The organism is Mesorhizobium sp. CNPSo 4661 (assembly GCF_057784215.1).
Window position 1 is genome coordinate 133563 of sequence record NZ_JBWGIO010000003.1, and the last position, 17471, is coordinate 151033.

23 protein-coding genes are annotated in these 17471 nt (G+C 62.6%); 10 read left to right on the forward strand and 13 right to left on the reverse strand.

All coding sequences use genetic code 11. From position 1 onward, the window contains the following. Positions 1 to 3: 3 nt before the first annotated feature. The 3 genes from AC0YKC_RS05370 to AC0YKC_RS05380 all read left to right on the forward strand — a co-directional run bounded on the left by AC0YKC_RS05370 (position 4) and on the right by AC0YKC_RS05380 (position 1280). Positions 4 to 426: a YeeE/YedE family protein gene (locus AC0YKC_RS05370; protein WP_320297368.1), complete on the forward strand. Its 423-nt coding sequence runs from the start codon at positions 4 to 6 to the stop codon at positions 424 to 426. 3 nt (positions 427 to 429) lie between these two features. Beyond that, entirely contained in the window at positions 430 to 867 is a 438-nt protein-coding gene (locus AC0YKC_RS05375; RefSeq protein ID WP_320297369.1) for a DUF6691 family protein, read from the forward strand. A gap of 74 nt (positions 868 to 941) precedes the next feature. Continuing rightward, on the forward strand, positions 942 to 1280 hold the full coding sequence (locus tag AC0YKC_RS05380) for a protein tyrosine phosphatase family protein (protein ID WP_488510391.1): 339 nt from the start codon (positions 942 to 944) through the stop codon (positions 1278 to 1280). A gap of 186 nt (positions 1281 to 1466) precedes the next feature. On the opposite strand, the gene AC0YKC_RS05385 is transcribed toward AC0YKC_RS05380, so the two are convergent. Further along, positions 1467 to 1934, reverse strand: a complete 468-nt coding sequence (locus tag AC0YKC_RS05385) for an Lrp/AsnC family transcriptional regulator (RefSeq protein WP_488510392.1) — start codon at positions 1932 to 1934, stop codon at positions 1467 to 1469. 139 nt (positions 1935 to 2073) lie between these two features. On the opposite strand from AC0YKC_RS05385, the gene hppD reads away from it, so the two are divergent. From hppD to AC0YKC_RS05400, 3 genes are all read left to right on the forward strand, one after another. Further along, positions 2074 to 3189, forward strand: coding sequence for a 4-hydroxyphenylpyruvate dioxygenase (hppD, locus tag AC0YKC_RS05390; protein ID WP_434722393.1), 1116 nt, complete (start codon positions 2074 to 2076; stop codon positions 3187 to 3189). A gap of 65 nt (positions 3190 to 3254) precedes the next feature. After that, on the forward strand, positions 3255 to 3479 hold the full coding sequence (locus AC0YKC_RS05395; RefSeq protein WP_140634067.1) for a type II toxin-antitoxin system Phd/YefM family antitoxin: 225 nt from the start codon (positions 3255 to 3257) through the stop codon (positions 3477 to 3479). Further along, positions 3476 to 3853, forward strand: coding sequence for a type II toxin-antitoxin system VapC family toxin (locus AC0YKC_RS05400; protein ID WP_320297372.1), 378 nt, complete (start codon positions 3476 to 3478; stop codon positions 3851 to 3853). The genes AC0YKC_RS05395 and AC0YKC_RS05400 overlap by 4 nt, the downstream gene beginning before the upstream one ends. A gap of 22 nt (positions 3854 to 3875) precedes the next feature. Here the strand turns inward: AC0YKC_RS05400 and AC0YKC_RS05405 are convergent, their stop codons facing one another. The 5 genes from AC0YKC_RS05405 to hmgA all read right to left on the reverse strand — a co-directional run bounded on the left by AC0YKC_RS05405 (position 3876) and on the right by hmgA (position 7508). Continuing rightward, entirely contained in the window at positions 3876 to 4196 is a 321-nt protein-coding gene (locus tag AC0YKC_RS05405; protein WP_488510393.1) for a BrnA antitoxin family protein, read from the reverse strand. Next, positions 4183 to 4440 carry a BrnT family toxin gene (locus AC0YKC_RS05410; RefSeq protein WP_434722390.1) on the reverse strand — a complete coding sequence of 86 codons (258 nt, stop codon included), beginning with the start codon at positions 4438 to 4440 and terminating at the stop codon, positions 4183 to 4185. The genes AC0YKC_RS05405 and AC0YKC_RS05410 overlap by 14 nt, the downstream gene beginning before the upstream one ends. Before the next feature lie 75 nt (positions 4441 to 4515). Beyond that, positions 4516 to 5052 carry a DinB family protein gene (locus AC0YKC_RS05415; RefSeq protein WP_488510394.1) on the reverse strand — a complete coding sequence of 179 codons (537 nt, stop codon included), beginning with the start codon at positions 5050 to 5052 and terminating at the stop codon, positions 4516 to 4518. A 22-nt stretch (positions 5053 to 5074) separates the two neighbouring features. Continuing rightward, complete coding sequence (locus AC0YKC_RS05420) at positions 5075 to 6088, reverse strand: fumarylacetoacetate hydrolase family protein (protein ID WP_488510395.1); 1014 nt, start codon at positions 6086 to 6088, stop codon at positions 5075 to 5077. 106 nt (positions 6089 to 6194) lie between these two features. Next, positions 6195 to 7508 (reverse strand): homogentisate 1,2-dioxygenase, encoded by a 1314-nt coding sequence (gene hmgA, locus AC0YKC_RS05425; protein WP_488510396.1) that lies wholly within the window; start codon positions 7506 to 7508, stop codon positions 6195 to 6197. Positions 7509 to 7638: 130 nt separating this feature from the next. On the opposite strand from hmgA, the gene AC0YKC_RS05430 reads away from it, so the two are divergent. After that, positions 7639 to 8085, forward strand: coding sequence for a MarR family winged helix-turn-helix transcriptional regulator (locus tag AC0YKC_RS05430; RefSeq protein ID WP_488510397.1), 447 nt, complete (start codon positions 7639 to 7641; stop codon positions 8083 to 8085). A gap of 202 nt (positions 8086 to 8287) precedes the next feature. On the opposite strand, the gene tdh is transcribed toward AC0YKC_RS05430, so the two are convergent. Both tdh and AC0YKC_RS05440 read right to left on the reverse strand, forming a co-directional pair. Further along, a complete protein-coding gene (gene tdh, locus AC0YKC_RS05435; protein WP_488510398.1) occupies positions 8288 to 9322 on the reverse strand; it encodes an L-threonine 3-dehydrogenase in 1035 nt (344 codons plus the stop codon). A gap of 46 nt (positions 9323 to 9368) precedes the next feature. Beyond that, positions 9369 to 10556, reverse strand: a complete 1188-nt coding sequence (locus tag AC0YKC_RS05440) for a glycine C-acetyltransferase (RefSeq protein ID WP_488510399.1) — start codon at positions 10554 to 10556, stop codon at positions 9369 to 9371. Between the two features lie 299 nt (positions 10557 to 10855). Here AC0YKC_RS05440 and AC0YKC_RS05445 point away from each other — a divergent pair, with 299 nt between their 5' ends. Further along, positions 10856 to 12925, forward strand: a complete 2070-nt coding sequence (locus AC0YKC_RS05445) for a putative bifunctional diguanylate cyclase/phosphodiesterase (protein WP_320297380.1) — start codon at positions 10856 to 10858, stop codon at positions 12923 to 12925. 274 nt (positions 12926 to 13199) lie between these two features. Further along, entirely contained in the window at positions 13200 to 13934 is a 735-nt protein-coding gene (locus tag AC0YKC_RS05450; protein ID WP_488510400.1) for a polysaccharide deacetylase family protein, read from the forward strand. Here AC0YKC_RS05450 and AC0YKC_RS05455 read toward each other — a convergent pair. The 3 genes from AC0YKC_RS05455 to AC0YKC_RS05465 form a co-directional block, all read right to left on the reverse strand. After that, positions 13925 to 14383 (reverse strand): PIN domain-containing protein, encoded by a 459-nt coding sequence (locus AC0YKC_RS05455; protein ID WP_488510401.1) that lies wholly within the window; start codon positions 14381 to 14383, stop codon positions 13925 to 13927. The two genes, AC0YKC_RS05450 and AC0YKC_RS05455, sit on opposite strands and share 10 nt — an antisense overlap. Positions 14384 to 14400: 17 nt before the next feature. Beyond that, positions 14401 to 14643, reverse strand: coding sequence for a type II toxin-antitoxin system Phd/YefM family antitoxin (locus AC0YKC_RS05460; protein ID WP_320297383.1), 243 nt, complete (start codon positions 14641 to 14643; stop codon positions 14401 to 14403). A gap of 68 nt (positions 14644 to 14711) precedes the next feature. Continuing rightward, positions 14712 to 15143, reverse strand: a complete 432-nt coding sequence (locus AC0YKC_RS05465; RefSeq protein ID WP_488510402.1) for a MarR family winged helix-turn-helix transcriptional regulator — start codon at positions 15141 to 15143, stop codon at positions 14712 to 14714. Positions 15144 to 15283: 140 nt separating this feature from the next. Here AC0YKC_RS05465 and AC0YKC_RS05470 point away from each other — a divergent pair, with 140 nt between their 5' ends. Further along, positions 15284 to 15691, forward strand: coding sequence for a hypothetical protein (locus AC0YKC_RS05470; RefSeq protein ID WP_320297385.1), 408 nt, complete (start codon positions 15284 to 15286; stop codon positions 15689 to 15691). Positions 15692 to 15813: 122 nt separating this feature from the next. Here the strand turns inward: AC0YKC_RS05470 and AC0YKC_RS05475 are convergent, their stop codons facing one another. Next, entirely contained in the window at positions 15814 to 16596 is a 783-nt protein-coding gene (locus AC0YKC_RS05475; protein ID WP_434722379.1) for an ABC transporter ATP-binding protein, read from the reverse strand. A 13-nt stretch (positions 16597 to 16609) separates the two neighbouring features. Continuing rightward, positions 16610 to 17347, reverse strand: a complete 738-nt coding sequence (locus tag AC0YKC_RS05480; RefSeq protein ID WP_320297462.1) for an ABC transporter permease — start codon at positions 17345 to 17347, stop codon at positions 16610 to 16612. Between the last annotated feature and the right edge of the window lie 124 nt (positions 17348 to 17471).

A 17471-nucleotide genomic window follows, 5' to 3' on the forward strand; every position in this document is an offset into this window, starting at 1 on the left:
TCCATGACTGACTTCACGCCTCTCCAGTCCCTGCTCGGCGGCGCCCTCATCGGCCTGTCGGCCGTGCTGCTGATGGCTTTGCACGGCCGCGTCGCCGGCATGACCGGCATCTTGACCGGCGTCATCCCGCCGCTGTCGGCCGAGTGGCAGTGGCGCGCAATGTTTCTCGCAGGCGCCATCGCCGCCCCCCTGCTCTTGGCGCTTGCCGGCAAGCAGATCCCGTTCAGCGTGCCGGTCCCGACGACGGCGCTCGTCGTGGGCGGCTTCCTGGTCGGCATCGGCGTGCATTTCGGCGGCGGTTGCCCGAGCGGGCACGGTATTTGCGGCATCGCGCGGTTGTCGCCTCGTTCGTTCGTCGCGGTCGCCACCTTCATGGCGACCGCTTTCGTCACCGTCTTCATCATCCGCCACGTGATGGGAGGCTGACCTATGCGCAAACTCGTCTCGGCCTTTCTGATCGGTGGGCTTTTCGGCCTGGGCATCGCTGTTTCCGGCATGATCAATCCGGCGAAGGTGCTGAACTTCTTCGACATTGCCGGCACCTGGGATCCGAGCCTGATCTTCGTGATGGGCGGCGGCCTGGCGGTCGCCTTCGCCGGCTACCGATTGGTGTTCGGCCGGCGCGAGGTGCCGGTGTTCGAGAGCGCCTTTGCCTCGCCGTCTAAAAGCACCATCGACCGGCAAATGGTCGGCGGCGCTGCTGTCTTCGGCATCGGCTGGGGCATTGCCGGCTTTTGTCCCGGGGCCTCAATTCCGGCGCTCGGCCTTGGCTACTCGTCGACGCCGGTCTTTGTCGCGGCGGTCATCGCCGGCATCGTCGTGGCCCGCTTCGCCCGAACTCGGCTCGCCCAGCCGGCCTCGGCCTAGCAGCAGTTGCCGGATCGCTCGGGGAGTGGCAGAACACCAGCCAAGCCACGAGGCACCAAACTTGCGAGGACATCATGGAATACCGCCAGATCAGCGACGACTATTCAGTCTCCGGCCAGATCCAGCCCGAGGATATAGCCGTCATCAAGGACGCCGGCTTCAAGAGCGTGATATGCAACCGGCCGGACGACGAGCAGCCGGGTCAGCCTTCGGCCGAGAGCGTCCAGGCCGCGGCCGAGGCAGCCGGGCTTGCGTTCCGGTACATTCCGGTCATCAGCGGTCAGATCACAATGGACAATGTCGAGGACCAGGCCACCGCGCTCGACGAACTCGAGGGGCCGGTGTTCGCCTATTGCCGTTCAGGCGCGCGCTGCACCAACCTTTATGGGCTGATCCAGCAGCAGCGGGGGTGAATATCCCAGCGAAGGTGTGCTGAGATTCAGGTCAGTACGAGCCGAAAATGGCGGCTTACGAAAACCGGCCTACGCCGGCCGTAACCTTCATAGAGCGGAAGCATTTATGAGGGCTTCGGCCGGCGAAGGCCGGAAGCGCAGGAAGCCGTCATTTGCAGGCCGGACTCACCTGAATATCAGCATAGCTTAAATCGGCAGCGCACCGGTTTCCTTCAACGTCTCCAGCACGATCGCCGTCTTCACATGCTGCACGGATTCGTGCGGCAGGAGCACGCCGTTGACGAACTCCGACAGCGACTTGAGGTCGGGCGTCACCACTTTCAAGATGTAATCCATCTCGCCGGTCAGCGCGTGCGCCTCCTGCACCTCGGGCAGGCGGGCCACCAGCTCGCCGAAGCGGCGGGCATTGTCACGGTTATGGGTGGCCAGGGTCACCGAAATGACGTTGACCAGCGAAAAGCCGAGACGGTCGCGGTCGAGCACGGCGCGGTAGCCCTTTATATAGCCGTCCTCCTCCAAGCGCAGACGCCGGCGAGAGCATTGCGAGGGCGACAGGTTCACGCGCTCCGCCAGGTCGTTGTTGGTATAGCGCGCATCGTCCTGCAAAAGCGCCAATATCTTGCGGTCAAATTGGTCAAGGCGCGCATCATCCATGGATTATCCTCCAATCGTGCACAAATTGCGCACATCATGCGCATTTCTAGCGGTTGAATGCAAGCACCGTGCGGCTGTCCCGCGCTATCATGGAGAAAGATGGCCAAGCCCGGCCGCAACAAGCTTTAGGAGGACTGCCATGGGCCCCTTCCCGCACGACGCCCCGCCCGCCCGCATCAGCAAGCAGAACCCCGCCGGCACCGACGGCTTCGAATTCGTCGAGTTCGCGCATGCCGAGCCGGCAAAGCTTGCCGAGCTGTTCACCCGCATGGGCTATGTCGCCGTGGCGAAGCATCGCAGCAAGGACATCACCGTCTGGCGCCAGGGCGACATCAACTATGTCGTCAATGCCGAGCCCGGCTCGCATGCCATGAAGTTCGTCGAAAAGCACGGGCCCTGCGCGGCCTCGATGGCTTGGCGCGTGGTCGATGCCAAGCACGCTTTCGACCATGCCGTATCGAAGGGCGCCACGCCTTATGAAGGCGCCGACAAGGCGCTCGACGTACCGGCAATCGTCGGCATCGGCGGCTCGCTGCTCTATTTCATCGAGGCTTATGGCGAAAAGGGTTCGGCCTACGACGCCGAGTTCGAATGGCTGGGCGAGCGCGACCCGAAGCCGGAAGGCGTCGGCTTCTATTTCCTCGATCACCTGACCCACAATGTCTATCGCGGCAATATGGACAAGTGGTGGGATTTCTACCGCGACCTGTTCGGCTTCAAGCAGATCCATTTCTTCGATATCGACGGCAAGATCACCGGCCTGGTCAGCCGCGCCATCACCTCGCCCTGCGGCAAGATCCGCATTCCGCTGAATGAGTCCAAGGACGAGACCAGCCAGATCGCCGAGTATCTGAAGAAGTACAATGGCGAGGGCATCCAGCACATTGCGGTTGGCACCGACGCGATCTACGAGGCGACCGACAAGCTTGCCGCCAACGGCCTGAAGTTCATGCCCGGCCCGCCCGACACCTATTACGAGATGTCGCACGAGCGCGTGCATGGCCATGATGAGCCGATCGAGCGCATGAAGAAGCACGGCATCCTTATCGACGGCGAAGGCGTGGTTGACGGCGGCATGACCAAGATCCTGCTGCAGATCTTCTCGAAGACCGTGATCGGGCCGATCTTCTTCGAATTCATCCAGCGCAAGGGCGACGAAGGTTTTGGCGAAGGCAACTTCCGCGCGCTGTTCGAGTCGATCGAACAGGATCAGATCAAGCGCGGCGTGATCAAGCTGGACGGCAAGGCGGCGTAGCGGCCCGGCGATATCTTGCGGCACGATCAATTATGACCTAAATTATGGTCATAAAGGATCGCTCCATGAATGTTTCCATCGCAGAAGCCAAGGCCAAATTGTCGGAACTCGTGAGCCGCGCAGAAGCCGGCGAGGAGATTGTGCTTACGCGCCATGGCAAGGTGGCCGCGCGTATCGTACCTCCGGCAGTGGTGGAACCGTTGCCGCGTATCGGCGCCTTGAAAGGCAAGATCTGGATTGCGGACGACTTCGACGAACTCGGTCCCGAATGGGACGAATACGTCAAATGACGACTGGGCCGTTTCTCGCCGATACGCACATTATCCTCTGGTCGATTTCGGATGATCGACGTCTCAGCGAACAGCATCGCGCCATCCTTGACTCGGACGCGGTGGTGTTCGCGAGCGCGGCGAGCGTTTGGGAAATCGCGATCAAACGGTCAATTGGAAAGCTTCAGGCGCCAAATGACCTGCCGACGTTGCTTCCGAGGATGCGGTTTCAGCCCCTCGCGGTTACCTTGCAGCACGCGCACGCAGTCGGCGATCTGCCGCCTCACCATGGCGATCCGTTCGATAGGCTGCTGATTGCACAGGCGCGGATAGAGAACCTGGCGATCCTGACGTCAGATTCGCATTTTGCCCAATACGAGGTCGCGCTGGGCTGACTGCCATACGATCGAACTACTTTTAAAGGCCGGCGGCCTTCCGCAGGATGTCGTTTATCCGACTCTGCCAGCCGGGTCCGCCGGCGCGGAAGCGGGCAACCACATCGCTATCGAGGCGCAGCGTCACCTGTCTCTTCGGATTGTCGAGCGCCGGCCGGCCGCGCGAACGGCGAATGCTTTCGGCAAGATCGGGGAACACTTCGGTGAAGGGACGCGCGTTTCGGAAGTCCTCCTCGGTCCATTCGGGGTTGTCGGAAACTGCGTCCCAATCTTCCTTGGTGAAACCTTTGCCTGACTTGAACTCCTTGTCCGGCTTTGTGATGTTCAGCTTAGACTTTGCCATCGAACAATCTCCTTTCCGCCTGGTTGGCTGGTCGCATCGAAATTATCGAGATGCCCTCGGAGCCAAGCCGGGCAAAGACCACTGCAACAACACCGCCGACCATCCGACCAATCGCCATGAAACGGCCGGCTTTGGCCGCCCGGATTGTCGACGCAAGGAAAAACTCCTCGTCCAACGCAGCGAAATCCAAGCCGTGTTTGTCAATGTTGGCCCACCGTTTCGGTTCGTCCCAAACGATCTTCATCAGAATTTATGTACCTACAATAATTCAGTCAACGATTTTCGTAACTACAATAATTTTTCAACGCAGCCGTCTCGCTCACAGCCCCAACCGCTCGACCTCGTCCTTCCTCAGCTTGATGTCGTAGTCGAGCAGGAACTCATCCAGCTGCGGCGGCGCCACCGAGGTGCCGGAAAGCATCGCGTGCACCTGGCCGCGGTGGTGGATGTCGTGCAGGAAGACATGGGCGAGGATGTCGCCGATCCGTTCGGGGATCATGCCGTCCTCGCGCCGGTCGGTGATGACGTGGCGATCGAGATCGGCTTCGGATAGACCATCGCAGAAAGCGACAAGTCTGCGGTCGAAATCGGCCTGCGCCGCTGCCAGGCTTGCCGCATCGTCGAACGGTACGAAGTTGTCGTAAGCGGAGGCGCCGAGACCGCCATCGGTCAGGAAGTCGAAATAGAGAAGGTCGACCGCGAGGGTGTGGTTGAGCGTCTCCCTGATTGAGGGAAAGAAGCTGGTGCGCCCGGCTTCGAACTCGCCGGGCTTGAGAGCGAGCACGGCACGATAGAGCCGGTCGTTCGACCATAAATTGTTGCGCGCCATGCGGCGCAGGTGCTCGAGCAGGGTCACCTTTTCAGGTTCCTTTCTCCGCTCAGCCCTCGTGTTTCTCGACCTTCTGCTCGATGGCGCCGAAGATCGAATGGCCGGCCTTATCCTTCATCTCGATGCGCACAATGTCGCCGAAACGCAGGAAAGGCGTCTTCGGCTCGCCGCTCTCGATGGTTTCGATCATGCGCAGCTCGGCAATGCAGGAATAGCCGGCGCCGCCCGCCGAAACCGGCTTGCCCGGCCCGCCATCGAGCTTGTTGGAGACGGTGCCGGAGCCGATGATGGTGCCGGCGGCGAGCGGCCGCGTCTTTGCCGCATGCACGATCAGCGCCGGGAAGTCGAAGGTCATGTCGACGCCGGCATTGGCGCGGCCGAACGGCTTGCCGTTGAGATCGGCGAGCAGCGCAAGATTGACCTTGCCGCCGTCCCAGGCGTCGCCAAGTTCGTCCGGCGTGACCGCGACCGGCGAGAAAGCGGAAGACGGTTTCGACTGGAAGAAGCCGAAGCCCTTGGCCAATTCAGGCCCGGTGATGGCGCGCAGCGTCACGTCGTTGACCAGCATAACGAGACGGATGGCCTCTTTCGCCTCCGCCAGTCCGGCGCCCATCGGCACATCGTCGACGATGACGGCGACCTCAGCCTCCATGTCGACGCCAAACGCTTCGTCCGCCATGCGGATCGGGTCACGCGGCGCGATAAAGGAATCGGAGCCGCCCTGGTAGATCAGCGGATCGGTCCAGAAGCTTGCCGGCATCTCGACGCCGCGCGCCTTCCGCACCAGCTCGACATGGTTCACATAGGCCGAACCATCAGCCCACTGATAGGCGCGCGGCAGCGGCGAATGCGCGTCATGCTCGTGGAAGCGCGCCGAAGGCACTGCGTTGGTCTCCAGCGATTCAGCCATCGCCGCCAGATGCGGCGCAATACGGCGCCAATCGTCGAGCGCGGCCTGCAGCGTCGGCACCAGGAAGGAAGCATCGGTGAACCGCGTCAGATCGCGCGAGACCACGACCAGTTTCCCATCGCGCGTCCCGTTCTTCAAAGTGGCAAGCTTCATGCGGTTTCCTCTCCTGGCGGCCTTTTCACCGCTTTGTCACACAACAAAGCGCGCGCGAGCGATCGTCAAGTCGCCTCGACACGTTTTCCTGACAATGATCCGCCGATCAGGACCAATCGCCTTCAGGCGTGCCGTTAAAACGCTTCTTCAGGTCGGCCCAGCAGTCGATGTAGTTCTCCTGCAAGCTGCCGAGCTCGGCGGCATAGCGCGTCAGTATCTGGGGGAAGCGCGTCTCGAACATGAAGGCCATGGTGTTGTCGAGCTTGACCGGCTTCAGCTCCGAGCGGGTGGCTTTCTCAAAACCCGACGCGTCCGGCCCGTGCGCCAGCATCTGGTTGTGCAGGCTGATGCCGCCGGGAACAAAGCCTTCCTCCTTGGCATCGTACTGGCCGTGGATCAGGCCCATGAACTCGCTCATGATGTTGCGGTGATACCAGGGTGGACGGAAGGTGTTCTCCGCCACCAGCCAGCGCGGCGGGAAGATGACGAAGTCGACATTGGCGGTGCCCTCCTCGCCGCTGGGTGCCGTCAGCACGGTGAAGATCGACGGATCGGGGTGGTCGAACAGGATGGCGCCGACCGGCGAAAACGTCGCCAGATCATATTTGTAGGGCGCGTAATTGCCGTGCCAGGCGACGACGTCCAGCGGCGAATGGCCGAGCTCGGTGACGTGGAAAGTGCCGCACCATTTGACGATCAGCCGGCAGGGCGTCTCCTTCTCCTCGAACCAGGCGCAGGGCGTCTTGAAGTCGCGCGGATTGGCCAGGCAATTGGCGCCGATCGGGCCGCGGTCCGGCATGGTGAACTTGGCGCCATAATTCTCGCAGACATAGCCGCGCGCCTCCTTGCCGGCGAGCTCGACCTTGAAGACGAGGCCGCGCGGCAGCACGGCGATCTCGCCGGGCTTAAGCTCGATGACGCCCATTTCGGTCACGAAGCGCAGCGCGCCGACCTGCGGCACGACCAGCAATTCGCCGTCGGCGTTGAAGAAATGGTCGTCCACCATCGAACGGTTGGCGACATAGATATGCGCGGCCATGCCGGACTGGCCGACCGCGTCGCCGGCCGTGGTGAAGGTGCGCATGCCGGAGATGAAATCCGTCGGCTCGCTGGGCATTGGCGTCGGGTTCCAGCGGTATTGGCCGAGCGCCAGTTCATGGTCGCCGATATTCGGCCCGGTCTTCCACAAGGGGTAGCTCGCGGCCTTGAAGCGGCCGGTGTGTTTTACGCTTGGACGGATGCGGTAGAGCCAGGAGCGCTCGTTGGTGCCGCGCGGCGCGGTGAAGGGCGAACCCGAAAGCTGCTCGGCATAGAGCCCGTAGGCCGGCCGCTGCGGCGAGTTGCGGCCCTGCGGCAGCGAGCCGGGCAGCGTCTCGGTCTCGAAATCATTGCCGAAGCCCGGCATGTAGGAAAAGGCCATCCGATCCTCCCAGATCCCGGCTTGCAAGCGTCCCGAGACGGGCCCTGCCGACGATATTGACCAAACTTGTTTCATTTGTAACCATTGAAAATGTAACTATCAACGGCTGCGCTGCCTCGGGGAGCATTTCATGGAACCGGATATCCTCGAGCTGGAAAGCTTCCTGCCCTACCGACTTTATCGGCTGGCCGACACCGTGAGCCGCGAATTCTCGAAAATCTACAAAGATCGGTATGGCCTTACGCGACCGGAATGGCGCACGCTCTCCGGGCTTGGCGAGCGCGGCACCATGACGGCGACCGAACTCGGCGAGCAGTCGGCCATGCACAAGACCAAGGTGTCGCGCGCTGTGGCCGAGTTGGAGCGGCGGCGCTGGCTGACGCGCACGCCGGACGAAAACGACCGCCGCGTCGAGCATCTGGCGCTGACCAAGGCGGGGCTCGCCGCCTATCGCGAGATGGTGCCGCTGGCGAAGGCGTTTGAAAGGGAGCTGCTGGGGAGATTGGGCGTGGAGGAGCGAATGGCGGTTGTGGAAGGGGTCTCGGCGCTGGAGAAAGCTTTGGAAGAAAAGAACTGATAGGCTGGCGCGAGGCCCCCCTCTCTGTCCTGCCGGACATCTCCCCCTCTTGGGGGGAGATTGGCAGCTTCGGCAACGGCGCTCGTCTTGCAGCGTCTGCGATTGGCGAAGGCCGGCATGACAGCTGATCTCCCCCCTTGAGGGGGAGATGTCCGGCAGGACAGAGAGGGGGGCGAAGGAACTCGACGTCTCCCTTCAGGGCCTACCAATCCATCACCACCTTGCCCGAACTGCCGCTCCTCATCGCATCGAATCCCACCTGGAAATCGTCGATGCCGATCCGGTGCGTGATCAGCCCCGACACATCCAGAGGCCCCTGCACCAGTGCGATCATCTTGTACCAGGTCTCGAACATCTCGCGGCCGTAGATGCCTTTGAGATGCAGCATCTTGAAGATGACCTTGTTCCAGTCGATCTCGAAGCCGGTGGGCGCTATGCCGAGGATGGCGATCTTGCCGCCATTGTTCATGGTGTCGATCATGTCGCGGAAGGCGGGAGCGGCGCCCGACATCTCGAGCCCGACGTCGAAACCTTCGCTCATGCCGATCGACGGCATCACGTCACGCAGCTTTTCCTTTGAGGCGTCGACGACATGCTGCACGCCAAGCTTGCGCGCCAGATCGAGCCGTACCGGGTTGATGTCGGTGATCACGACTTTTCGCGCGCCGACGCATTGCGCCACGAGCGCACCCATGATGCCGATCGGGCCGGCGCCGGTGACCAGCACGTCCTCGCCGACCAGGTCAAAGGACAATGCGGTGTGAACGGCATTGCCCAGCGGATCGAAGATGGCGGCGATCTCGTCCGGCACGTCATCGGGGATCGGCACGACATTGTGCTGCGGGATCACCATGTACTCGCCGAAGGCGCCTGAACGGTTGACGCCGACGCCAAGCGTGTTGCGGCAAAGATGGCCCCTGCCCGCGCGGCAATTGCGGCAATGGCCGCACACGATATGGCCCTCGCCCGAGACGCGCTGGCCGACCTTGTATTCGGTGACCGCCGCGCCGAAATCGGCGACGGTGCCGACGAATTCGTGGCCGGTCACCATCGGCACCGGCACGGTCTTCTGCGCCCACTGATCCCAGTTGTAGATGTGGACGTCGGTGCCGCAGATCGCGGTCTTCTTGACCTTGATCAGCACGTCGTTGGGGCCGATCTCCGGCACCGGCACCTCTTCCATCCAGATGCCCGGCTCGGCCTTGGCCTTCACCAGCGCCTTCATCATGTTGGACATTCTTTTTGTTCCTTGAATCTCTTGATCCGGAGCAGCTTTCGGCCGTTCAGGAAATCACGCCCAGTTCCTTGCCGATCGCGCCGAACGCCTCGACCGCGCGGTCGATGTCGGCGCTGGAGTGCGCCGCCGACATCTGCGTGCGGATGCGCGCCTGGCCCTTCGGCACCACCGGGAAGGAAAAACCGATGACATAGATGCCGCGCTTCAGCATGCGCTGCGCCATCTCCTGTGCCAGCGCAGCATCGCCCAGCATCACCGGGATGATCGGGTGATCGGCGCCGGCCAATGTAAAGCCGAGCTTACCCATTTGAGACCGGAACCGATCCGCATTGGCATATAGGCGCTCGCGCAACGCGTCGCCATTGCGGATCAGGTCGAACACCTTGATCGATGCGCCGGCGATCGCCGGCATCAGCGTGTTGGAGAAGAGATAGGGCCGCGAGCGCTGGCGCAGCCAGTCCACCACCTCTCGCTTGCCCGACGTGTAGCCGCCTGAGGCGCCGCCCAGCGCCTTGCCGAGCGTGCCGGTGATGATGTCCACCCTGCCCTCGACGCCGCAATGCTCGGCCGAGCCGCGACCATTCTTGCCGACGAAACCGACCGCGTGGCTGTCGTCGACCATGACCATCGCATCGTATTTCTCGGCAAGGTCGCAGACGCCCTTGAGATTGGCGATGATGCCGTCCATCGAGAACACGCCGTCGGTGGCGATCAGCCGGAAGCGGCAGTCCTTCGCCTCCTTCAGGCGGGCTTCGAGATCGGCCATGTCGTTGTTGGCGTAGCGGAAGCGCCTGGCCTTGGAGAGGCGCACGCCGTCGATGATCGAGGCGTGGTTCAGCGCATCCGAGATGATGGCGTCCTCCTCGCCAAGCAGCGTCTCGAACAAACCGCCATTGGCGTCGAAGCAGGAGGAATAGAGGATGGTGTCGTCCATGCCGAGGAAGGACGAGATCGTCGCCTCGAGCTCCTTGTGTTCTTCCTGCGTGCCGCAGATGAAACGCACCGAGGCCATGCCGTAGCCGTAGCGGTCAAGCGCGTGCTTTGCCGCGTCGCGCAAATCCTCGCTGTCGGCGAGGCCGAGATAGTTGTTGGCGCAGAAGTTCAGCACCTTTTGCCCGCCCACCTCGATCTCGGCGGACTGCATGGAGGAAATCACCCGCTCGGATTTGTAGAGCCCGGCCGATTTCAGGCCCTGGAGCTCACTGTCGATATGGGAAAGGAATGCTTTGCTCATGGTCCGGCCCTGTTCGGTTCGAGGCCGGACTGTCGCGCTACAGCTGCAAAAAATCCATCGCAAAAGCGACCGCTTCGGTGGCGTCGCGAAAGCCCGATCGCAATCCTTCGCCATGGCGCGGCGGCAATACGAGCAAAAATGGGGTAAGCGGGAAAGGACGTGATAACCATCTTGCGAGCTTTGTCGAACCGCCATGACGGCCGCCGGCCTCCCTTGCCGACCTGTTAACCCTTTCCAGGCAAGCGTCTTCCCGCCGTATCCAGGGCAGGAATCCGTCGACCGGTGGGGTCTCTTAAGTTATGTCGCAGCAGCCAGTGCATAGCGTTTCGCGCAAGCTGATCCTGCTCATCAAGACCGGCTACTGGCTGGCGCTGACGATCATCGCCGCCATGGTGGTGGCGTCCTTCATTCTTCTCCAGCAATTGATGGCGCAGCAACAGCACAACAATGCGGTGCTCGACATCGTCTCGACGCAGAAGGCGCTGTCGCAGCGCATCGTCTTCCTGGCCAGCGCCACCGGCGGCGCCTCGCGCGACAAGCAGCCGGCGCTGGTCACGGCGCTCAAGCAGGCGACGGGCGAGTTCGAGACCAATTACGACCGGCTGCTCAAGGAAACCGGCGCCGACCCGCTCTCGCCGGCGCGCAACGACCCGAAGTCGATCGAATACGTCCTGTTCAGCAAGCCCTTCCACCTCGATTACTTCTCGGTCGGCCTCGTCGCCAATGGCGACAGGCTGGTCTCGTCCTTCGCGTCGCAGCTCGGCATGCAGAGCGACGGCTACAAGGGCGGCGGCGAGCGCGTCGGCCTCGACGCCTCCGTCGCCAATGCGACGATGTCCGGCTATGCCGCGCTCGGCCAGCGCATCAGTGCCTTCGCCGACGAGAAATCCAGCAACATCCTCGACCTGCACCGCACGCTGTTCTTCGCCACCCTCGGCGTCATCGTGCTGGTGGCGCTGTTCATCTTCCGGCCGATGTCCAACGCCATCCTGCGCAAGACGCGCGAGCTGGTCGATGCCCGCAACTCGATGGCCTTCATCGCCGTGCATGACGGCCTGACAGGACTGCACAACCGAACCTTCCTCACCGACCATTTCGACACGCTGATCAAGGGAGCGCAGCGCCGCCGCGAGCGCCTGGCGGTGATCCAGTTCGACCTCGACCGCTTCAAGCAGATCAACGACACTCTAGGGCATGCGGCAGGCGACTATGTGCTGGTGGTGACGGCGCAGCGCATGCGCGATTCCTGCCGCGCGTCGGATCTCTGCGCCAGGCTGGGCGGCGACGAGTTCGTCATGATCCTCAACGGTGCCGGCACCACCGAGGACATCCATGCGCTGGCCAAGCGCATCCTTGGCGAGATCAACGAGCCGATCACGTTCCAGGGCACGACCATCATGCCCGGCGCCAGCGCCGGCATCGCGGTCTATCCGGTCGACGCCGACAATGCGCAGGACCTGCTCGTCCATGCCGACCTGGCGCTCTACTCCGCCAAGAAGCTCGGCGGCGGCAACTTCTCCTTCTTCTCGGAGGAGCTGCGCCGCGAGCTCGACTATCGCAAGCAGCTCGAACAAGATATCCGCACGGCCATCGCCAACAAGAGCTTCGAGGTCTATTTCCAGCCGCAAGTGTCGCTGACCAGCGGCAAGATCAGCGGCATCGAGGCATTGGTGCGCTGGAAGCACGAGACGCGCGGCATGATCTCGCCCGGCGAGTTCATCCCCGTGGCCGAGAAATGCGGCTTCATGCCGGAGATCGGCCGCATCGTCATCGGCAAGGCGATCAACGAGGCCGCCGAATGGGACCGCGCCGGCATCGATTTCGGGCGCATCGCCGTCAACGTCTCGGGCACGGAACTGCGCGAGCCCGATTTCGACAGCTTCCTGTTCGGCACGCTGGAGCGCGCCGGGCTGCCCCCACAGAAGCTGGCGCTGGAGATCGTCGAATCCGTCATCCTCGACGACGAGAAGACAGGCATCGCCTCGAAGCTCCGCCACATCCGCGCCGCCGGCGTGCATCTGGAGCTTGACGATTTCGGTACCGGCTATGCCTCGCTCAGCCACGTCAATCCGAACGAGATCGACCGGCTGAAGATCGACCGCCGCTTCGTCCAGAACATCAACGAGAACGGCGACAACTCCAAGATCGTGCGCGCCATCACCGAGCTTGCCCGCGGGCTCGGCATCTCGATCGTCGCCGAGGGCGCCGAAACCGAGGCGGAGCTCGACTCGCTGATGGCGATCGGCTGCGACCAGGTGCAGGGCTATTCGATCGCATTCCCGATGCCGCAGGACAAGGCGCGCGAATGGTTGCTGGCGCGCAGCCCGAAGAAGGCGAAGCTTAAAGTGCTGCAGGGCAGCCTCGCTTGAGGTACACCGATATTCAGGTGAGGCCGGCCTGCGAATGACGGCTTTCTGCGCTTCCGGTGCTCTCGTATGTTAAGTACGCTCCGCTCCGGCCTTCGCCGGCCGAAGCCCTCATAAGTGTTCCCGCTCTATGAAGGCTACGGCCGGCGTAGGCCAGTTCTCGAAAGCCACCATTCTCGACTCGACCTGACCTGCATCTCGATGCACCTCGGCAGTGCCAAGCATACAGACCGGTCTCGGTGTGGCGGCTTGCGAGGATTACCACCGGATTTCAGGGATGCGGCTTCGACTTCTTATCCTGATACTGCTGTTCGCCGCGTCGCCTGCCTTCGCCGCCGATCGCACCGTCTATCTCACTTTCGACGACGGTCCGCTGAACGGCACCAGCAATATCCTCGACGTGCTGCAGGCCGAGCAGGTGCCGGCGACGCTGTTCATGGTCGGCATGCATGCCGAGGCCAACGCCACCAACCGGGCGCTGCTGCAGCGGGCGAAATCGATGCCGCTGGTGACGATCGGCAACCACAGCTACAGCCACGCCTACAATCACTACCGGCATTTCTACGGCGACACCGAAGGCGTGGTCGCAGACATGCTCAGGGCGAACGCCGTGCTGGGCTTGAAGCCGGCCGTGCACGCGCGGCTGCCGGGACGCGACGTGTTCCGGCTGCCCAATTACTCGAAGGACGACAATTCGCTTGGGCTGGCGGAGGCAGGCCGCGAGGATCCGGATTACGAATTCGTCGCGGCCTCGGGCTTCTGGCTCTATGGCTGGGACCACGAATGGGTGCATGAGGACAGCGGCAAGCCGGTGCAGAGTGTCGACCACCTGGTCAGCGAGATCGATCATCTGTTCGGCTATGGCCATTTCGCCAGGCCGAACAAGCTGATCCTGCTCATGCATGACGAGATGTTCCAGGACGCCTTCGACGGCAAGGCGAAGCTGACGGCGCTGATCGCGGCGCTCAAGCTGCGCCACTACGCCTTCGGCGCGATTGCGGGCTACGACTGAACTGGCCGCTCTCCGGGCAGCACCGGTAGCACCTTCAGCGGATTGAGCATCGGCACGCCGAGAGGTGCAAAATGGCGCTCATTGCCCGTTAGGATCGTCAAGCCATGCACTTCGGCTGTCGCTGCGATCGCGATGTCCTCAAATCCCGGCTGATGCGCCCGGGCACGATCGAGCATCAATCCCGCGGCATGCGCCGCGCGCAGATCGAGAGGCAATATCCTTTCGCCATAAAGATATTCAATTGCCTGCCACCATTGACGGAGTAGCGCTGTTTTCGTCGTTGCGCCCTCGCGTTCGGCTTTCGCGATTCCAGAGGTGATCTCCGATGCCGTGACCACGGACAAGAACAAATGGTCGCTGGCCTGATCGAGCCAATCCGCCAACTCCGTCCGCTCATTCCTTTTGGACGGCGCCATTGCCGAAATGATGTTGGTGTCCAGTAAAAACATCGGCTGAAGGGTCGCCCTTACAGGTCAACCTTTCGAACAGGTTTGCGGATGCGAGGGGCAATGTCGTCTTCGCCCCCCGGAAACGCCGCCAGCAATTGTCCAAAGCTTGGCACGCGCGACAGCCTTTCGTATTCCTTGAACGATAGGATCACAGCTTGCTTGCGGCCATGACGCGTGATGACGGCAGGCTCTCCCGCAACAGCGTTATCGACTACTGCCGAAAGCGTTGCCTTGGCATCCTTCAGTTGAATTTCCCGCATCGCCAAGCTCCATCATATGACTATTGTGGTCATATAGCATTGACTGCCAATCGATTCAATACAACCGGCTAGGTGCCCCCCGCATTCGCCCGCAGCAACGCAAGCATCTCGGCGAATTCGGCCAGCCTCTCATCGGGAATACCAGCCCGCAGCCGCTTGTCGAAAGCGACGGCCGCGAGGCGGAGCTTTTCGAACAGCGCCTCGCCGGCCTCGGTCAGCGCCACCTGGTGGACCCTGCGGTTTTCCGGGTCCCGGCGGCGCGTCAGCAACCCTTGCGCTTCCATGGCGTTAAGGTGATGCGTCAGCGTCGCGCCCTGGATGCCGATCATGCCGGCAAGCTCGCGCTGGTTGGCCAATTCCTTCGACTTGACCGACAGCAAGGTCAGCCAGACCGGCAGCGTGCCGCCCGCCTCGACCAGCGCGGCGTCGAAAGCCTGCGCCACCACCTTCGAGGTGCGGGCGAGATTCATGCCGACGGGCGGGCGGTCAAACGGTGTCATGACATGACAGTAGAGCATGCAATGGCAAGGTGGAACTCGGCTCCATGCATTGACATCTAATCGTTAGATATCTAACTTTGTCTTATTGATGGCACCGCGACTGGGTTGCGGCGCGGCGGGCGGCAGAGAGGAATGCGGTCATGCAATATGTCTACATCGTCACCATCGGCCTGCATGTGATGGCCGGCGTCTTCTGGGCCGGCACGACCATCGCGGTTGCCCGCGATCCGGAGATCAAGGCGGAGCGCTTCATCCGGCCGCAACTCGGCGCCTCCGGCGTGGTGTTTCTGACCGGCTTGCTGCTCTGGTATTTCTTCCATGAGGGCGCGTTCGGCTCGATGGAGAAGGTGCTGGCGCTTGGCATCTTGACGGCGCTGATCGCCGCCGGCGTGCAGGGCGCGCTTGTGGCCTCGGCCAGCAGGCAGCTGGCAGGCGCCGATCAAGCGACGCAGACCCATTTGCGGGCAAAAATGACCAGAGGCGAACGCATCGCCGGCGGGCTGCTGGTCATCACCGTGTTTTGCATGGCGACCGCCAAGCTGTTTTGACATCGCACGGCCGGCGGAACCGGCCGGGCGCGGCGCGCAACGGACCAAAGCGGCAGGTGGCTCTCCTTGCAATGGTCCGTTGCGCGTCACAAACCGGCGGACCGGACGACGAAAGGAGCCGCCTAAGCCATTTCGGGGCGCCTGGAGGCTTCACGAATGGCCTTGTGGACATTGCGCTGCAGGTCCATGAAAGCGGCACTCTCCATGACCTCTTCGCGGCGCGGGCGCTCGATGTCGACGTCAAACGTCCGCATGATGCGCCCCGGACCGATGCCCATCACGGCAATGCGGTCCGACAGATAGACAGCCTCTTCGACGTCGTGGGTGACGAAGAGCACGGTGAGCCTGTGCTCCTCCCAGATCTGGGTCAGGAGTTCCTGCATCTGATGCCTGGTCAGGGCGTCGAGCGCGCCGAAGGGCTCGTCCATCAGCAGCATCTTGGGGCGGTAGGAAAGCGCGCGCGCAATGGCGACACGCTGCTTCATGCCGCCCGAAAGTTCGGAAGGATAGAGGTTGGCCGAGTTCGGCAGCTTGACCAGATCGAGGTGCTCAAGCGCGATCCTGCGGCAGGTAGCGCGGTCGTGGCCGGCGGCCTTGAGAGCGAACTCGATGTTCTGCTGCGCCGTCAGCCAGGGCAGCAGCGTATAGGACTGGAAGACGACGCCTCGGTCGAGGCCGGGCTTCAGGATCGGCGACCCGTCAATATCGAGATCGCCCGAGTCGAAATCCTGCAGTCCGGCGACGATCGACAACAGCGTGCTCTTGCCGCAGCCTGACGTGCCGACCAGCGACACGAACTCGTTGTCGGCGAGGTCGAGATTGATATCGCGCAGCACTTCGGTGCGCCGCGCTCCGGTGCCGAAGCTCTTGTGGAGGCCTTTGATACGCAGTTTGGGGGAATTCATCGGCCTTGCCTCGTCATGAACGGCTGTCCTGGCGGAACAGCGCCTTGCCCAGTGCCTTCATGACCTGGTCGGTGATGAGGCCGAGCATGCCCAGCAACAGGATATAGCCGATGATGGTGTTGGTCTGGAAATAGCGCTGCGAGACGGTGATGCGATAGCCGAGCCCGGACGTCGCCGCGACGAGTTCCGCCAGCACGAGCCAGGTCCAGGCCCAGCCCAGGCTTATGCGCAGCGTATCCCAGATGCCCGGCAAGGCGCTCGGCACCACGATACGCGTCAGGATCTTGCGATCCGGCAGGCCGAGCGTCCTGCCGAGACCGACGAAGTCGGCCGGCACGCGCTTGACGTTGTCCATGATCATCAGCACCTGCTGGAAGAAAGTGCCGATGAAGATGATCAGGAATTTCTGGGCGTCGCTGGTGCCCGCCCACAGGATGGAGAGCGGCACGAAGGCGACCACCGGCATGTAGCGGATGAAATCCACCAGCGGCTCGATCGCCGCTTCCCAGGTCCGGAAGCTGCCGATCAGCACGCCAATCGGGATGGACAGCGCCGAGGCGATGAGAAAGCCGACCGAAATACGGTAGATCGAGGCCTTGAGATCGATGAGCAGCGTGCCGTCGGCCCAGAGCTTGCCGAGCTGTGTCACCACGCTGGCCGGCGACGGCAGGAAGATCGGCTTGACCAATTCGAGGCCCGTCGCCGCCCACCATGCCAGGCCGAGGCCGGCAAAGACGGCCACGGCGATCATCAGGAAACGGGAGCGCGCGATGGGCGCGCCGATCCCGAAGGATCGGCGTCGCGTCGCCTGCCTGGCAGCAAGCCCCGTTGACGGGCCGGACGGGTTCGCTTTGACTGCAGGCTCGTCGGGCATC

What these genes read in the sequence shown, in the direction of transcription:
- AC0YKC_RS05370 (WP_320297368.1), top strand. Translation starts at nt 4, where the DNA reads ATGACTGACTTCACGCCTCTCCAGTCCCTGCTCGGCGGCGCCCTCATC.
- AC0YKC_RS05375 (WP_320297369.1), top strand. Translation starts at nt 430, where the DNA reads ATGCGCAAACTCGTCTCGGCCTTTCTGATCGGTGGGCTTTTCGGCCTG.
- AC0YKC_RS05380 (WP_488510391.1), top strand. Translation starts at nt 942, where the DNA reads ATGGAATACCGCCAGATCAGCGACGACTATTCAGTCTCCGGCCAGATC.
- AC0YKC_RS05385 (WP_488510392.1), bottom strand. Translation starts at nt 1,934, where the DNA reads ATGGATGATGCGCGCCTTGACCAATTTGACCGCAAGATATTGGCGCTT.
- hppD (WP_434722393.1), top strand. Translation starts at nt 2,074, where the DNA reads ATGGGCCCCTTCCCGCACGACGCCCCGCCCGCCCGCATCAGCAAGCAG.
- AC0YKC_RS05395 (WP_140634067.1), top strand. Translation starts at nt 3,255, where the DNA reads ATGAATGTTTCCATCGCAGAAGCCAAGGCCAAATTGTCGGAACTCGTG.
- AC0YKC_RS05400 (WP_320297372.1), top strand. Translation starts at nt 3,476, where the DNA reads ATGACGACTGGGCCGTTTCTCGCCGATACGCACATTATCCTCTGGTCG.
- AC0YKC_RS05405 (WP_488510393.1), bottom strand. Translation starts at nt 4,196, where the DNA reads ATGGCAAAGTCTAAGCTGAACATCACAAAGCCGGACAAGGAGTTCAAG.
- AC0YKC_RS05410 (WP_434722390.1), bottom strand. Translation starts at nt 4,440, where the DNA reads ATGAAGATCGTTTGGGACGAACCGAAACGGTGGGCCAACATTGACAAA.
- AC0YKC_RS05420 (WP_488510395.1), bottom strand. Translation starts at nt 6,088, where the DNA reads ATGAAGCTTGCCACTTTGAAGAACGGGACGCGCGATGGGAAACTGGTC.
- hmgA (WP_488510396.1), bottom strand. Translation starts at nt 7,508, where the DNA reads ATGGCCTTTTCCTACATGCCGGGCTTCGGCAATGATTTCGAGACCGAG.
- AC0YKC_RS05430 (WP_488510397.1), top strand. Translation starts at nt 7,639, where the DNA reads ATGGAACCGGATATCCTCGAGCTGGAAAGCTTCCTGCCCTACCGACTT.
- tdh (WP_488510398.1), bottom strand. Translation starts at nt 9,322, where the DNA reads ATGTCCAACATGATGAAGGCGCTGGTGAAGGCCAAGGCCGAGCCGGGC.
- AC0YKC_RS05440 (WP_488510399.1), bottom strand. Translation starts at nt 10,556, where the DNA reads ATGAGCAAAGCATTCCTTTCCCATATCGACAGTGAGCTCCAGGGCCTG.
- AC0YKC_RS05445 (WP_320297380.1), top strand. Translation starts at nt 10,856, where the DNA reads ATGTCGCAGCAGCCAGTGCATAGCGTTTCGCGCAAGCTGATCCTGCTC.
- AC0YKC_RS05450 (WP_488510400.1), top strand. Translation starts at nt 13,200, where the DNA reads ATGCGGCTTCGACTTCTTATCCTGATACTGCTGTTCGCCGCGTCGCCT.
- AC0YKC_RS05455 (WP_488510401.1), bottom strand. Translation starts at nt 14,383, where the DNA reads ATGTTTTTACTGGACACCAACATCATTTCGGCAATGGCGCCGTCCAAA.
- AC0YKC_RS05460 (WP_320297383.1), bottom strand. Translation starts at nt 14,643, where the DNA reads ATGCGGGAAATTCAACTGAAGGATGCCAAGGCAACGCTTTCGGCAGTA.
- AC0YKC_RS05465 (WP_488510402.1), bottom strand. Translation starts at nt 15,143, where the DNA reads ATGACACCGTTTGACCGCCCGCCCGTCGGCATGAATCTCGCCCGCACC.
- AC0YKC_RS05470 (WP_320297385.1), top strand. Translation starts at nt 15,284, where the DNA reads ATGCAATATGTCTACATCGTCACCATCGGCCTGCATGTGATGGCCGGC.
- AC0YKC_RS05475 (WP_434722379.1), bottom strand. Translation starts at nt 16,596, where the DNA reads ATGAATTCCCCCAAACTGCGTATCAAAGGCCTCCACAAGAGCTTCGGC.
- AC0YKC_RS05480 (WP_320297462.1), bottom strand. Translation starts at nt 17,347, where the DNA reads ATGATCGCCGTGGCCGTCTTTGCCGGCCTCGGCCTGGCATGGTGGGCG.